Annotated in this window: 15 protein-coding genes; 9 read left to right on the top strand and 6 right to left on the bottom strand. The window is 64.9% G+C overall.

The features are described from left to right. Positions 1-16 precede the first annotated feature (16 nt). From DT069_RS06820 to DT069_RS06810, 3 genes are all read left to right on the top strand, one after another. Positions 17-667 carry a helix-turn-helix transcriptional regulator gene (locus DT069_RS06820; protein WP_425450068.1) on the top strand — a complete coding sequence of 217 codons (651 nt, stop codon included), beginning with the start codon at positions 17-19 and terminating at the stop codon, positions 665-667. A gap of 83 nt (positions 668-750) precedes the next feature. After that, entirely contained in the window at positions 751-2,343 is a 1,593-nt protein-coding gene (locus DT069_RS06815) for an alpha/beta hydrolase (RefSeq protein WP_425450067.1), read from the top strand. A gap of 243 nt (positions 2,344-2,586) precedes the next feature. Further along, positions 2,587-3,960 (top strand): CoA transferase, encoded by a 1,374-nt coding sequence (locus DT069_RS06810; protein WP_425450066.1) that lies wholly within the window; start codon positions 2,587-2,589, stop codon positions 3,958-3,960. Positions 3,961-4,095: 135 nt separating this feature from the next. On the opposite strand, the gene plsY is transcribed toward DT069_RS06810, so the two are convergent. The 4 genes from plsY to sugE all read right to left on the bottom strand — a co-directional run bounded on the left by plsY (position 4,096) and on the right by sugE (position 7,525). After that, on the bottom strand, positions 4,096-4,734 hold the full coding sequence (gene plsY / locus DT069_RS06805; protein ID WP_119459530.1) for a glycerol-3-phosphate 1-O-acyltransferase PlsY: 639 nt from the start codon (positions 4,732-4,734) through the stop codon (positions 4,096-4,098). Between the two features lie 82 nt (positions 4,735-4,816). Next, complete coding sequence (pyrC, locus tag DT069_RS06800) at positions 4,817-6,142, bottom strand: dihydroorotase (RefSeq protein ID WP_425450065.1); 1,326 nt, start codon at positions 6,140-6,142, stop codon at positions 4,817-4,819. After that, positions 6,139-7,131: an aspartate carbamoyltransferase catalytic subunit gene (locus DT069_RS06795; protein ID WP_119459529.1), complete on the bottom strand. Its 993-nt coding sequence runs from the start codon at positions 7,129-7,131 to the stop codon at positions 6,139-6,141. Before DT069_RS06795 ends, pyrC begins: the two co-directional genes overlap by 4 nt. 73 nt (positions 7,132-7,204) lie before the next feature. Further along, positions 7,205-7,525, bottom strand: a complete 321-nt coding sequence (gene sugE / locus DT069_RS06790) for a quaternary ammonium compound efflux SMR transporter SugE (protein WP_119459528.1) — start codon at positions 7,523-7,525, stop codon at positions 7,205-7,207. 240 nt (positions 7,526-7,765) lie between these two features. Between sugE and DT069_RS06785 the strand changes: the two genes are divergently transcribed. Continuing rightward, the gene (locus tag DT069_RS06785) at positions 7,766-8,224 is read left to right on the top strand and encodes a PAS domain-containing protein (RefSeq protein WP_119459527.1); all 459 of its coding nucleotides are present in this window, start codon (positions 7,766-7,768) and stop codon (positions 8,222-8,224) included. A gap of 24 nt (positions 8,225-8,248) precedes the next feature. Here the strand turns inward: DT069_RS06785 and DT069_RS06780 are convergent, their stop codons facing one another. Then, a complete protein-coding gene (locus tag DT069_RS06780; RefSeq protein WP_119459526.1) occupies positions 8,249-9,466 on the bottom strand; it encodes a CaiB/BaiF CoA transferase family protein in 1,218 nt (405 codons plus the stop codon). 75 nt (positions 9,467-9,541) lie between these two features. Further along, a complete protein-coding gene (gene ruvX / locus DT069_RS06775) occupies positions 9,542-10,021 on the bottom strand; it encodes a Holliday junction resolvase RuvX (protein WP_119459525.1) in 480 nt (159 codons plus the stop codon). Between the two features lie 194 nt (positions 10,022-10,215). On the opposite strand from ruvX, the gene DT069_RS06770 reads away from it, so the two are divergent. The 5 genes from DT069_RS06770 (at position 10,216) to DT069_RS06750 (ending at position 14,877) form a co-directional block, all read left to right on the top strand. Continuing rightward, entirely contained in the window at positions 10,216-10,986 is a 771-nt protein-coding gene (locus tag DT069_RS06770) for an ABC transporter ATP-binding protein (protein WP_119459524.1), read from the top strand. Further along, positions 10,979-11,719, top strand: coding sequence for an ABC transporter ATP-binding protein (locus DT069_RS06765; protein ID WP_119459523.1), 741 nt, complete (start codon positions 10,979-10,981; stop codon positions 11,717-11,719). Before DT069_RS06770 ends, DT069_RS06765 begins: the two co-directional genes overlap by 8 nt. Before the next feature lie 27 nt (positions 11,720-11,746). Beyond that, positions 11,747-12,964: an ABC transporter substrate-binding protein gene (locus DT069_RS06760; protein ID WP_425450064.1), complete on the top strand. Its 1,218-nt coding sequence runs from the start codon at positions 11,747-11,749 to the stop codon at positions 12,962-12,964. A 40-nt stretch (positions 12,965-13,004) separates the two neighbouring features. Continuing rightward, complete coding sequence (locus DT069_RS06755; RefSeq protein ID WP_119459522.1) at positions 13,005-13,892, top strand: branched-chain amino acid ABC transporter permease; 888 nt, start codon at positions 13,005-13,007, stop codon at positions 13,890-13,892. A gap of 94 nt (positions 13,893-13,986) precedes the next feature. Next, complete coding sequence (locus DT069_RS06750; RefSeq protein ID WP_425450085.1) at positions 13,987-14,877, top strand: branched-chain amino acid ABC transporter permease; 891 nt, start codon at positions 13,987-13,989, stop codon at positions 14,875-14,877. Positions 14,878-14,963: the final 86 nt, after the last annotated feature.

Here is a 14,963-nt window from a genome sequence, read left to right as displayed (position 1 = left end):
CGGCCGGGAGGGATCATTGGGTACCACGGGCGACGAAATCCTGCTTGCGCTGAAGACGCACGGCCGGACGACTGCGGCCATCCTGGCCGATCGCTTTGGCATCAGCCCGCAAGGCATACGCCAGCAGCTCGACAAGCTGCTGGAGAACGGTCTCGTGTCCTGTGCGGACGAGCCGATGGGCAAAGGGCGGCCGCGCCGCTTCTGGTGGCTGACCGAGAAGGGGCATGGCCGGTTCCCCGACACCCACGCGCAACTGACGATCGGGCTCATCGAGGCGATCCGGACGGAGCTGGGGGACGCTGCGCTCGACAAGCTCATCGCGCGCCGAGAGCGCGATACGCTCGAGGCCTATCGCAGACGCCTCGCTCCCTGCCGATCGCTCCCGGCGAAGGTGACGGCCTTGGCCGAGCTGCGAACGAAGGAGGGCTATATGGCCGATTGGGAGGAGGTGGAGGACGGGTTTCTTCTGGTCGAGAACCACTGCCCGATCTGCGCCGCCGCCAAGGCGTGCCAGAAGTTCTGCCGCTCCGAGCTCGACTTGTTCCGTGCGGCGCTCGGGGATGGCTGCACCATCGAACGTGTCGATCACATGATCGCCGGCGCGCGCCGCTGCGCCTATAAAATCGCGATGCTACCAAACTGGACCGATATGAGAACGAGTGGTTAAGATCTGATACTCGGTTCAGCCCCGAAGACACGTGAGGTCGGACGTCCCTAGCTCAATCTGTTCCCGCAAGAAAAAGGGGATTGATGCCTCCTCCGGTCCTATTCCGGCTCGGCGCTTGTAAACGTGGCAAAATGGGAGGTCTCGGAATGTCCGGAGTTCGAACGCGAAAACTGCTCATGGCAGCACTTCTGGCGAGTTCGGCGACGGCGTTGGCACCGGTCGATATCTCCGCGAAGGCACAGGACTCCACGAGCCTGCCAAGGATCGAGGAGGCGGAATGCGTTACCGACGTTTTGGCGAACGTGAACGCCAAGTGTTACACGTTTTTTGCAGAGGAAGATCGCGACGATCCAAGCGGGACGGTGGTCGAGCTTCCTGTTGCGGTCATTACGCCGAAGACTGCAAGTGAAGGCGCGGAACCCGTCTTCTTTTTTCCGGGAGGCCCCGGAAGCTCCCGTCTGTCGAGCGAAGAGGAGATCCAAAGCCTGTTAGCCGACACGCCGGACAATCCTCTTGTCGTCTTCGATCCCAGAGGCTTTGTCCACGCGAAGCCGGCCCTTCGCTGCCCTGACTACAGCGCCTTTTCTCCGTATTTCAATACGCTGTCGCCGGTCATCATATCAACGACCGATACGGAGGAGAGACTGCGCATGCACGCGGACGCGATCGAGCGATGCTACGAGAAGCTCTTTGCCGAGGGAGTGGATATTCCGAAATACAATGACTACGAGATCGCCCGCGACGTGGAAGAGATTCGCACACTCCTCGGTTACGACCGGATCAACATTTATGGCATCTCGGCCGGCAGCGGTTCCGCCCTCCAATATCTGCGATACTATCCGGACAACGTTCGCGCCATGATTCTCGGATGGCCTTGGTTCGGCGCGTTCCGGGATCGCGCGGCAATCGACGAGTATTATACCCAGAAGCAGATGTTCACGGACGTTCTGGAACTTTGCGTCTCCACCGATCCGGAGTGCCGCGAGCTGCTGCCTGCCTGGTATCATGCGATCGACAGGGCGCGCCGCACCCTCGATGCGAAGCCGTTCGTGAAAATCGTGCAGGACGAGAACGGCGAAGAGCAGACGCTGTATTTCGACGGCGTCGCTCTGATGAACCGGATCTACATGTATTCCGCTTCGATCTACGACAAGCTGCCCAACGTCGTTGCACGCATCCAGAAGGGAGACTACTCCGCCCTGGATGACTTTTTCGGAACGAGCGACTGGGGCGATCTATGGAATCCGGCTCACTGGGCCAAGGGCGCCTATCTCGCCCTGATCTGCAACGACATGGGAACGAACCGCCCCACGAAAGAAGACACGCGCTCCATGGTCGAGCGCGAGCCGGCCGTGCTCGGATACGAGGACAACAAGATGTGCGCTTGGTGGGGCTCCGACGGCGACGTGCCGCCCGAGCATCGTTTTCCCGTGGTCTCGGATGTCCCGACCTTGACGCTGCATGGGCAGGTCGATGCCTGTTGCGGCACGCGCTGGGGCCATTATGTGGCCGAGACGATCCCAAACACCCAGATCGTGGAATTCCAGGCACAGGGGCACGCAGACGAAAGCCAGTGCCGACATAAGGTGATTTCGGCCTTTCTGAAGGAGCCAAGCACGGAGGTCGATGACAGCTGCAGAGATGAGGTTCCTCTGCGTCCGTGGGTTCTTGAATAAGCGTTCCCGCGGGAGCGGACTCACGGGCAGGGACCAGCGGTGGCGGTCTCACCGTCGCAGGTTCGGTCCGCGGTCTGGCCTCGCACCCTCGGCGACACCTGCGCCGTCCAACACCTCGACACATGATCGCCTGCGCGCGCCTGCGCCTAAAAGATCGCGGCGATATCGAGCTGAAGCGAAGTGCGGCGCAGACCATGTCCAAGCTCTGTTAGGCACTCCAAGCCGTCCGGTAGGGAGGGGCTCGTGACCGCGATTGCTCGCAGATTGGCGCGAACTGCGTGGACGGCGATTGGCGGAGACGCAGCGGCTCTCGATGCCCTCTCCTTCACCGACGGCGGCGATCTCCCATCGACCTATGCGGTGACCGACCTCGCCTGCGCCGCCATTAGCGCCGCCACTCTCGCCGTCTCCGAACTGATCGGTAGCCAAGGTAAAAGCATCCCCGCCGTCACCATAGATCGCCGGCTTTCCTCCTTCTGGTTCGGATGGTCGATCCGCCCGATCGGATGGGAAATGCCGGCGGTATGGGACCCGATCGCGGGAGACTATCGCACCGGCGACGGGTGGATCAGACTTCACACCAACGCTTCGCACCATCGCGCTGCCGCCGAGCATGTGCTGGGATCGCATGTGGACAAGGACGGGGTGGCGCGCGCTGCCGCGCGCTGGGCGAAGCGGGATCTCGAGAGCGCGATCATTGACGCGGGCGGCTGTGCGGCCGAGATGCGCTCGGCGCAGGAATGGGCCGACCATCCGCAGGGACGGGCGGTGGCGGCCGAACCGCTCGCATATGTCACGGTGGCGGATCGCACCGCGTACTCTTGCTGGACGCCATCTCCATCACGGCCGCTCGAGGGCTTGCGCGTCCTGGATCTGACTCGCGTCCTCGCTGGACCGGTCGCCAGCCGGTTCCTTGCGGGATACGGCGCGGAGGTTCTGCGGATCGATCCGCCCGGCTGGGATGAGCCCGGCGTCATCCCCGAGGTCACGCTGGGCAAGCGATGTGCATTGCTGGATCTTCGGGACCGGCGGGGCCGGGCGGCGTTCGAAGTGTTGCTGTCGGAGGCCGATATCCTCCTCCACGGCTATCGCCCAGGCGCGCTCGATGGCCTCGGCTATGATGCGGTGGCGCGTCGCGCCATCTCGCCGGGATTGATCGACGTATCTCTCAGCGCCTATGGATGGTCGGGACCATGGGCGCCGCGGCGGGGCTTCGACAGCCTGGTGCAGATGAGCGCCGGTATCGCCGATGCCGGAATGCGGTGGCGGCAGGCGGACAAGCCGACGCCCCTTCCGGTGCAGGCCCTTGACCACGCCACGGGCTATCTGATGGCAGCGACGACGATCCTGGCTGTCAATCGCCGGCTCCGAGAAGGGACCGGCACGGAGGCGCGCCTATCGCTTGCACGGACAGCCAAGCTGCTCGTCGATGCCGGCGATGGCTATACCTCCACTCCGATCCCGCCGGAAACCGCAGCAGATCTGGCGCAGACCGTCGAAGCCACGGATTGGGGGGATGCTCGCCGTCTCAATCCGCCAGCCGCTATCGAGGGTGCACCAATGCATTGGACGCGCCCGGCGACCAAAATAGGCTCTGCCAAGCCGACTTGGTCGTGACACGGGCGAACGGCGGACCGTCCGTAACGGGTCGCAGCGGTGCAGGGCGCGAGGCGGATTGGAACATGTCCCGGCTCCTCGAGAAGGTGAGGCGAGACAGGACTATGACCGCAATTTTTCGGCTTGGCCAATCGGCTACGACGAATGGCCGGCGGAGGACGTCTTTGCCCGCCCGATCTTCGGCTCCTGGCCGGTGACCAGCCGGCGGATGTTCTGGTGGTGGCGGAGCCACACCAGGACGGCGAGGAAGATCGCGACCTGAGCGATCTGGCGGTTGACGAGGAACCACGCATAGACGGGCGCCGCCGCGAAGGCGAGGAGGGCCGAGAGCGAGGAGTAGCGGAACAGCACCGCGGCGGCGAGCCAGGTGACGCAGGCGAGCAGCCCGACCGGCCAGGCGAGCGCGATCAGGATGCCGAGGCCCGTCGCCACGCCCTTGCCGCCCTTGAAGCGGAGCCAGACTGGGAAGAGGTGGCCCAGCATCGCCCCGCCGCCGGCCATGATCGCCATATCCGGCCCCCAGAGGCCGGTCAGCAGCACGGCCGCGGCGCCTTTGCCGCCGTCGAGCAGCAGGGTGGCGGCGGCCAAGCTCTTGCGCCCGGTGCGCAGCACGTTGGTCGCACCGATATTGCCGGAGCCGATGCTGCGGATGTCACCGAACCCCGCCGCCCGCGTCAGCAGCAGGCCGAACGGGATCGAGCCCAGCAGATAGCCGAACAGTGCTGCCGCGTAGAACGGCCAGGTGAAGGTGAGGTCGCCGAGGAGGTTGGGCATCGGATCAGCACTCACACAGATCTCCCTCTCCCGCAAGGGGAGAGGGCGGAGTCCTCATATTGCGGAGCCGATGCCACCGCGCCTACTCCTCCGCCGCGAACACCGTGCGCCCGTCGACGACGGTGCGCAGCACGCGGCCCTGCACTGGACGGCCGTCGAAGGGTGAGTTCTTGGACTTGCCGCGCAGGCGGTCGGCGTCGATGCGGGCGGGCGCCTCCAGATCGAACAGCACGAGGTCGGCCGGCGCGCCCTTCGCCAGCCGGCCCTGCGGCAGCCGGAGCAGATCGGCCGGCGCGACCGTCATTCGGGCAAGGAGGTCGAGCAGCTGCGCCTCGCCCTTGTGATAGAGCTCGAGCGTCACCGGCAGTAGCGTCTCCAGCCCGGCCCCACCGGCGGCGGCGTGGGCGAAGGGCACGCGCTTCGACTCCTGGTCATGCGGCGCATGGTCGCTGGCGATGCAGTCGATCGTGCCGTCGGCGACCGCCGCCGCGACGGCCTCGCGGTCCTCCTCGCTGCGCAAGGGCGGCGACAGCTTGGCGAAGGTGCGGTAGTCGCCGACCGCAACCTCGTTCAGCGCGAAATAGGGCGGCGCCGTGTCGCAGGTGACGCGCAGCCCCTGCCGCTTTGCGGCGCGGATTGCCTCGATCGCGGTCGCGGTCGAGACATGCGCCGCATGATAGCGGCCGCCGGTCATCGCGACGAGATGCAGGTCGCGCTCGATCATCATCACTTCAGCGGCCCGCGGAATTCCGGAGAGGCCGAGGCGGGTCGCCAGCTCGCCGGCATTCATCGCGCCGCCTTCGGTGAGCCGCGGCTCTTCGGGATGCTGCAGGATCAGGAGGTCGAAGGCGCTGGCGTAGCTGAGCGCACGCCGCATCACGCGGGCGTCGCTGACGGCGACCAGCCCGTCGGTGAAGGCTAGCGCGCCGCTCTCCGCCAAGAGGCCCATCTCGACCAGGTCCTTGCCGGCCAGACGCTTCGTCACCGCACCATAGCAGTAGATTTTCGCGCGTTTTGTTTCGCGGGCTCGGCGGGCGATGAATTCGACACCGGCGACGTCGTCGATGACCGGGTCGGTGTTGGGCAGGCAGACCATGCTGGTGACGCCGCCGGCCGCCGCCGCCGCGCTGCCGGTCGCGATCGTCTCCTTATGCTCCTCGCCGGGCTCGCGGAGCTGCACGCGAATGTCGACGAGGCCGGGCGCCAGGCACTGGCCGGCGCAATCGACGACCTCGGCGCCTTCCGGCAGCCCGTCGGCTGTGAGCTGCGGTCCCAGATCGAGGATTCGCCCATCTTCCGTCAGCAGCCCGCCCGGCGAATCGAGGCCGCTCGCCGGATCGAGCAGCCGCGCGTTCACGAAGGCGACCGGGCGCATCGTCTGCTTGGCGGATTTCGATCCGGTCGTCATGAAGCGCCGAGGGGACTGTTTGAGGTGGATTGGCGGGTGAGGGCGTCGAGGCAGGCCATGCGGACCGCGACGCCCATCTCGACCTGCTCGCGGATCACGCTGCGGTCGATGTCGTCGGCGACCTCGCTGTCGATCTCCGCACCGCGGTTCATCGGGCCCGGATGCATGATCAGCGCGTCCGGCTTTGCCGCACCCAGCTTGTCGTAGTCGAGGCCGTAGAAGCGGAAATATTCGCGGATCGAGGGCACGAAGCTGCCCTGCATCCGCTCGGTTTGCAGCCGCAGCATCATCACGATATCGCAGCCTTGCAGGCCCTGCCGCATGTCGGTGAAGGCCTCCACGCCCATCCGTTCGATCGCGCCCGGCATCAATGTCGGCGGCGCGATCACGCGGACCCGTGCGCCCATGGTGGTGAGCAGGTGGATGTTCGACCGCGCGACCCGGCTGTGCAGCAGGTCGCCGCAGATCGCCACCAGCAGGCCGGCGAGCCGGCCGCGGCGCCGGCGGATCGTCAGTGCATCGAGCAGCGCCTGGGTCGGATGCTCGTGGCTGCCATCGCCGGCATTGATCACCGCGCCGTCTACCTTCTGCGAAAGCAGGTTGACGGCGCCCGAATCGGGATGGCGGACGACCAGCACGTCGGGATGCATCGCGTTCAGCGTCATCGCCGTGTCGATCAGCGTTTCGCCCTTCTTGATCGAGCTCGTGGTCACCGACATGTTGATCACATCGGCGCCAAGTCGCTTGCCGGCAAGCTCGAAGGAAGTGCGCGTCCGGGTCGAGTTCTCGAAGAACAGGTTGATGACCGTGCGGCCGCGCAGCAGGCTGCGCTTCTTGTCCGCCTGCCGGTTCTGCTCGACATAGGAGTCGGCGAGATCGAGCAGGCTGGTGATCTCGGGCACCGATAGCCCCTCGATGCCGAGCAGATGACGATGGGCATAGAGGATCGGGGCGGGGGCGCCAGGGGAATCGGTCGGGCGGTCGGTCATCGCGGGCGCGACTATATGCCGTCGCCGCGACGCCGCGCAAGCGGGCGAACGCTCCAATTCGGCGAAGGGACAATCAGCCGGGCGTGACGAGCTTCAGCCCCAGGATGCCGGCGACGATCAACCCGATGCAGGCGAGCCGGAGGGGGTCTGCCGATTCGCTGAACAACGCGATGCCGAGCAGGGCGGTGCCCACGGTGCCGACTCCGGTCCAAATGGCGTAGGCGGTGCCCAGCGGAAGCGTCCGCAGAGCGACACCTAGCAGCCAAAGGCTGACGATCATGGAAAGCACCGTGCCGAGCGTCGGCCAGAGGCGGGTAAAGCCCTCCGTGTATTTGAGGCCGACGGCCCAGCCGATTTCGAACAAACCCGCGAAAATCAAAACGACCCATGCCATGACGCGTCTCCTTCGCGCTGGTGGGGTCGTCCCCAGCAATGTACGAAAATGCGCGAGGTCGTCCTCGCCGTGCGGCGCCCTTTACGTAGGCTGGAGAATTGCGGGGTCAAGCCGGGCTTTCGAAAGTGCCGGCGCCGTCCTGCCGCCAATGCATGGATTGGCTGTTTCAGTAATTCGAAACTATTACCCCAGTTTCATACAGTCGCTGCTCTATTCTAATCTGATGGGAATAATAGCCGCATGGGTATCGAAGGCATTAAATCCCAGAAGGCGGTGCGGTTGTACGAATATTGGTGCTCGATCAAGGGTGCGCGTCATATGCCGGCGCGCGCCGACATCGACCCGGCAGAGATCAAATTCATCTTGCCGAATCTGTTGCTGACCGAAATGGAGGCCGAGCCCTTTCGCATCCGATACCGCATCGTCGGAACCGAGGTGGTTCGCGTCACCAGAGTCGAGTTCACCAACAGGTATCTCGACGAGCTGGCGTCCAGCGTCGGCGATGACCTCGACCTCGACTATTGGATGCGTCAGTATCGGTCCTGCTGCGAGAAGCGCGAGCCGATCTTCGGCATCGGCAATCTGCGTTACGACGGTCACTGGGTCCAAAGCTTCGAGTGGGCGATCCTGCCGTTGTCGACGAACGGCATCGATGTCGACATGGCCATCGCGGTCGAAGATTATGAGAGCCGGAAATGAGGCGCCCGCCCCGCAACGCGACCGTCAGATGACTCCCCGCTCGCGAAGGACGGCGATCTCCGAGTCCGGCAGGCCGAGAAGGTCCCGCAAGACCTCGTCCGAATGTTGCCCGAGGACGGGCGGCGGGCGGCGATAGCTGACCGGCGTTCCGGAATATTTGATCGGGTTGCCGATCAGGTCGACCTCCCCCTTGCCGGCGAGCGGATGCGGCATGCTGATCCGCATGCCGCGCGCCTGGACCTGCGGATCGGCGAAGACCTGATCGACATTGTTGACCGGGCTGCAGGGCACGCCGCACTGGGCCAGGCCTTCGACCCACTCGGCCTGCGACTTCTCCCGCGTGATCGCCGGCAGCAGGTCATAGAGCGCCTCGCGGTTGCGCACGCGCTGCTCGTTGGTGGCGAAGCGCGGATCCTCGGCCAGCTCCGGTCGGCCGGCGAAGGCGCAGAACTTCGCGAATTGCGAGTCGTTCCCCACCGCGAGGATGAAATAGCCGTCCGCGCAGGGCATTACATTGTAGGGCACGATGTTGGGATGTTCGTTGCCGACGCGGGTCGGCACCTCGCCCGAGGTCAGGTAGTTGAGGCCGACATTGACCAGCCAGGAGACTTGGGTGTCGAGCAGGCCGAGGTCGATATACTGGCCCTCGCCGGTCCGCTCGCGATGGCGGAGCGCGGCCAGGATCGCCACCGTCGCATACATCCCGCACATCACATCGGCGATGCCGACGCCGACCTTCATCGGCGGGCGGTCCGGCTCGCCGGTCACGCTCATTATGCCGCCGACGCCCTGGGCCAGCAGGTCATAGCCGGCGCGCGGTGCATAGGGGCCGGTCTGGCCGAAGCCGGTGATCGAGCAATAGATCAGGCCCGGAAACTCACCCTTCAGGTCATCATAGGACAGGCCGTATTTCGCCATATCGCCGACCTTGAAATTCTCGATCATGATGTCGCAGCCGGCGATCAGCCGACGCGCCAGCGCCTGACCCTCCGGCTTGGCGATGTCGAGGGTGATCGACCGCTTGTTGCGGTTGGAGCTGAGGTAATAGGCGCTTTCCCGGGTATCGTGACCGTCCGCATCCTTGACGTAGGGCGGCCCCCATTTGCGCGTGTCGTCGCCGGCGCTCGGCCGCTCGACCTTGATCACGTCGGCGCCGAGATCGCCGAGCAGTTGCGTGCAGGTCGGGCCGGCCAGGATGCGCGTCAGGTCGAACACGCGCAGGCCTTCGAGCGGAGCGGTCATGGGAATCCTGTTGGTCGTAATGCGAGCCGGCGCACTCTCTTACGACGGCGGCGAGGCGGTCAAGTGTGGTGGCCCTTAGCCTTCGGCAGGGGGTGTACGCCCGAGTGCATCAAGTGCGCCCTGGAGGATGTAAGCGGCGGCCATCTTGTCGACGATCTCAGCCCGGCGCTTCCGCGACAGGTCGGCTTCCAGCATGGTCCGCGTCACCGCCGCGGTCGATAGCCGCTCGTCCCAGAAGGCAAGAGGCAAGTCGACCCGCTCCAGCAGATTGCGGGCGAACTGGCGCACCGACTGGCAGCGCGGCCCCTCGCTCCCGTCCATATTGACCGGCAGGCCGATGATCAGCCCGCCGACGCCGCGCTCGGCGATCTGCGCCCGCAACCGCTCCGCGTCGGCCGTGAACTTGCCCCGCCGGATTGTCTCGACCGGCGAGGCGACCGTCAGGCCCGGATCGGAGATCGCGAGGCCGATCGTCTTGGCGCCGACATCGAGGCCGAGCAGGCGTCCGCCGCGGGGCAGGGCGGATTTCAGGTCGGAGAGCGTGATCACGGGCATGGCGGTGGCCTATTGGGGGCGAGGGCGGCAAACCTAACCCAACCTGTGATTGCGCGCATTGACATTGCGCGCCAACGCAAGTTCAATCCCGTTGCTTGGTGGTCGGGAATCGACTGCGCGGGCAAAACGGCGGCGAGCCGGGTGAACCGGCCGAATTAAAAGCCGAAGACAAAAACACACAGGGATCCTCGCCGTTGGGACATGCCGAGACGGCGGCCGACGTCATCCTCGAGACGGAAGGCCTCACGAAGGAGTTTCGCGGATTCGTCGCGGTCAAGGGGGTCAACCTCAAGACCCGGCGGGGCTCGATCCATGCCCTGATCGGCCCGAACGGCGCCGGCAAGACGACCTGCTTCAATCTGTTGACCAAGTTCCTCGTACCGACTCGCGGACGCATCCTCTACAAGGGCCGCGACATCACCCATGCCAGGCCCGCCGATATCGCACGCCTCGGCCTGGTCCGCTCGTTCCAGATCTCGGCGGTGTTCGACCATCTCTCCGCCCTGGAGAATGTCCGGATCGCGCTGCAGCGGGCACGCGGCGGCTCGTTCGATTTCTGGCGCTCCGACGGCGTGCTCCGGGACCTGAACGCACGGGCGGTGGACCTGCTCGACGCGGTCGGCCTCGCCGACTTCGCCGCGACGCCGGCCGTGGAACTGCCCTATGGCCGGAAGCGGGCGCTCGAGATCGCGACGACGCTCGCACTCGAACCCGAGGTGATGCTGCTCGACGAGCCGACTGCCGGCATGGGCCACGAGGACATCAGCCGGATCGTCGCGCTGATTCGAGCTGTCTCGGCCAATCGCACGATCCTGATGGTCGAGCATAATCTCAGCGTCGTGGCAGACCTGTCCGACACCATCACGGTCCTGGCGCGCGGCGAGATCCTTGCCGAGGGCGACTACGCGAGCGTCTCGCGGAATCCCGATGTGGTTCAAGCCTATATGGGATCGGGCAATGACTGACGCCGCGGCACGCCTGACGCCGGAGGTCGAGGCAGATGCCTTGCTCGCGGTTCGCGGGCTGCATGCCTGGTATGGCGAGTCGCACGTCCTGCACGGGGTCGATTTCGAGATCGGCAGCGGCGAGGTGGTGACGCTGCTCGGGCGGAACGGAGCCGGGAAGACCACGACGCTGAAGTCGATCATGGGCATCATCGACGCGCGCAAGGGTTCCATCCGCTTCGACGGCACGGAGTTGATCGGTCTGCCGTCGAACCGAATCGCCCGGCTGGGGTTGGGCTTCGTCCCGGAGGAGCGCGGCATCTTCGCGAGCCTCAGTGTCGAGGAGAACCTACTGCTGCCGCCGGAAGTCCGGCCTGGCGGGTTGTCGCTGGAGACGATCTACGAGCTGTTTCCGAACCTTCGGGAGCGGCTCTACAGCCAGGGTACCAAACTGTCAGGCGGGGAGCAGCAGATGCTGGCCATTGCCCGCATCCTGCGCACCGGAGCGCGGCTGCTGCTGCTCGACGAGCCGACGGAGGGGCTCGCCCCGGTGATCGTGCAGCAGATCGGCCGGACGATTCGCAGGTTGAAGGAGCAGGGTTTCACGATCCTGCTGGTTGAGCAAAATTTTCATTTCGCCGCCACCATCGCCGACCGGCACTACATCATGGAACATGGCCGGGTCGTCGATATGATGGCGGATGCGGATCTGTCAGCACGGCAGGCGGAGCTGCAGGCCTATCTGGGCGTATAAACTTTCAAAACGGGAGGAGCGGAGTCCATGGCTTTGAAACGGAAACTGATGCTGTCGGCGGCCCTGGCACTGGCCTTCACGGCCGGCGCGGCGCAGGCCGAGATCTCGGGCGATGTCATCAAGATCGGCGTGCTCAACGATCGGTCGGGCCTCTATGCCGACTTGGCAGGCGAGGGTTCGGTGATTGCCGCGCGGATGGCGGTCGAGGATTTCGGGGCCGCCGACAAGGGCATCAACGTCGAGATCCTGTCGGCCGACCATCAGAACAAGCCGGATGTCGGTTCCAACATCACCCGGCAATGGATCGACGTCGATGGCGTCGACGTCATCGCAGACGTGCCGACTTCCAGCGTCGCGCTGGCGGTGAATGAGATTGTTCGGCAGAAGAACAAGGCCTTCCTGAACTCCGGCGCCGGATCATCGGATCTTACGGGGAAAGCCTGCTCGCCGAACACCGTCCACTGGACCTACGACACCTGGGCGCTCGCCAACGGCACCGGCAAGGCGGTCGTCCAGACCGGTGGCGACACCTGGTTCTTCCTCACCGCCGATTACGCCTTCGGCCATGCGCTCGAACGTGACACGACGGCAGTCGTCGAAGAGAGTGGCGGGCAGGTGCTGGGTTCGGTACGCCATCCCTTGAGTACCGCCGACTTTTCTTCCTTCCTGCTGCAGGCGCAGGCTTCGGGCGCAAAGGTCATCGGCCTCGCCAACGCTGGCGGCGATACGACCAACGCGATCAAGCAGGCCGCCGAGTTCGGTATCGTGCAGGCCGGCCAGAGCCTTGCGGGTCTGCTTGTCTTCCTGACCGATGTGCACGCGCTGGGCCTGCAGACCGCGCAGGGGTTGGTCCTCACCGAGTCGTTCTATTGGGACCTGAACGACAAGACACGGGAATGGAGCGAGCGCTTCGCCGAGCTGAACGGCGGCAAATATCCGACGATGGTTCATGCCGGCGTCTATGCTTCGGTGCTGCACTATCTGAAGGCGGCTGAGGCGACGCAGAGCGACGACGGTACCACGGTCGTCACGAAGATGAAGGAAATCCCGACCGATGACCCGCTGTTCGGCCAGGGTGAGATCCGCCAGGACGGCCGCAAGATCCACGACATGTACCTGTTCCAGGTGAAGGCGCCGGAGGAATCGAAGTCGCCCTACGATTACTACAACCTGCGCGCCACGATTCCGGCTGCTGAGGCGTTCCGTCCGATCGAGGAGGGCGAATGCCCGCTGGTGCAAGGCTGAACGGCATCTGACAGGTATCTGAGGACGGTGGAGGTCGAGGATGTTCGAGCTTCTGGGGATTCCGCCCCAGGCGCTGTTCGGCCAGATCATGCTGGGGCTGATCAACGGCGCCTTCTACGCCATGCTCAGTCTTGGCTTGGCCGTGATCTTCGGCCTCCTCAACATCATCAATTTCGCGCATGGCGCGCTCTATATGGTGGGCGCGTTCACTGCCTGGTTCCTGCTGCAATATCTCGGGATCGGCTATTGGGGGGCGCTGCTGCTGGCACCGATCCTGGTCGGCGCCTTCGGCGTGGTGATCGAGCGCACCATGCTGCGGCACCTCTACAAGCTTGATCATCTCTATGGCCTGCTGCTGACCTTCGGGCTTGCCCTCGTCATCCAGGGGCTGTTCCAGAACAAGTTCGGCTCTTCCGGTCAGCCCTATGCAATCCCATCGGTGCTTCAGGGCGGACAGAATCTCGGATTCATGTTCTTCCCGAACTACCGCGCCTGGGTGGTCGTTGCTTCCTTGGGAATGTGTCTGGCCACCTGGTATGTGATCGAGCGCACCAAGCTCGGCTCCTATCTGCGCGCAGCGACGGAGAATCCGACGCTGGTCCAGGCCTTTGGCATCAACGTGCCGCGGATGATCATGCTGACCTATGGCTTCGGCGTCGGGCTCGCCGCCTTCGCCGGCGTCCTGGCGGCGCCAATCTATCAGGTGAGCCCGCTGATGGGGGCGGACTTGATCATCGTCGTCTTCGCCGTGGTGGTGATCGGCGGCATGGGTTCGATTCTCGGCTCGATCATCACCGGCTTCACCCTCGGGATCGTCGAAGGGCTGACAAAGGTGTTCTATCCAGAAGCGTCGAACATCGTAATCTTCGTGATCATGGCGATCGTCCTGCTGCTCAAGCCCGCCGGCCTGTTCGGGAGGACCGCCTGAGATGGCCGCCGCGCGGGACATCGCGGAACCGAAGGGGCGCATGGCCGGCGCGGCGGGTGCAATACCGCGCCATCATTATGCCGCCTTCGCAGTCATGGTCGCGCTCCTGCTGGTCGCGCCGCTGTTCGTCTATCCGATCTTCCTGATGAAGGTGCTGTGCTTCGCTCTCTTCGCCAGCGCCTTCAACCTGCTGATCGGCTATGTCGGCCTGGTCTCCTTCGGCCATGCCGCCTTCTTCGGCGGGGCCGCCTATATCACCGGGCATACGGCGAAGGTCTGGGGGTTCCCCCCAGAGCTTGCCATTCTTGCCGGGACGGCAGCCGCCGCGTTGCTCGGGCTGGGCTTCGGCCTTCTCGCGATCCGGCGGCAGGGCATCTATTTCGCGATGATCACGCTGGCGCTGGCGCAGATGATCTTCTTCGTCAGCCTGCAAGCGCCCTTCACCGGCGGCGAGGACGGCATCCAGGCGGTGCCGCGCGGGGTGATGTTCGGCTTCCTCGACCTGGGCGACATCGAGACGCTCTATTTCGTCGTGCTGGCGATCTTCCTCGGTGGCTTCCTGCTGATCTACCGGATCATCCATTCGCCCTTCGGCCATGTACTGCGGGCGATCCGCGAGAACGAGCCGCGCGCCGTCTCGCTCGGCTATAAGGTTGACCATTACAAGCTTCTGGCCTTCGTCCTCTCGGCAGCGCTTGCGGGCCTCGCCGGCGGCACCAAAACGATCGTCTTTCAGCTCGCCTCACTCACCGACGTCCATTGGACCATGTCGGGCGAGGTGATCCTGATGACGCTGCTGGGCGGGCTCGGCACGGTGTTCGGGCCGGCAGTGGGCGCGCTGGTGCTGGTGTCCCTGCAGAACTATCTCGCTCAAATCGGCTCCTGGGTGACGGTGGTTCAGGGCACCATCTTCGTGATCTGCGTGCTGACCTTCCGCCGCGGCATCATCGGCGAGCTCGGCCGGCTGCTGAAGCGGTCGCTGTAGAGCTGGCGGAGCTGGTTGCGCACCGGGAGGCCGGGTGCTAGGGTCCGCCGGTTTTCGGCGGGCGCCCGGCGTCGCGCCCCGAACTC

It is taken from the genome of Virgifigura deserti (assembly GCA_003576685.1).
Lineage (GTDB): Bacteria > Pseudomonadota > Alphaproteobacteria > Dongiales > Dongiaceae > Virgifigura > Virgifigura deserti.
The sequence above is the reverse complement of the archived record's forward strand: the minus strand, read 5'-3'. Positions and strand labels throughout refer to the sequence as shown.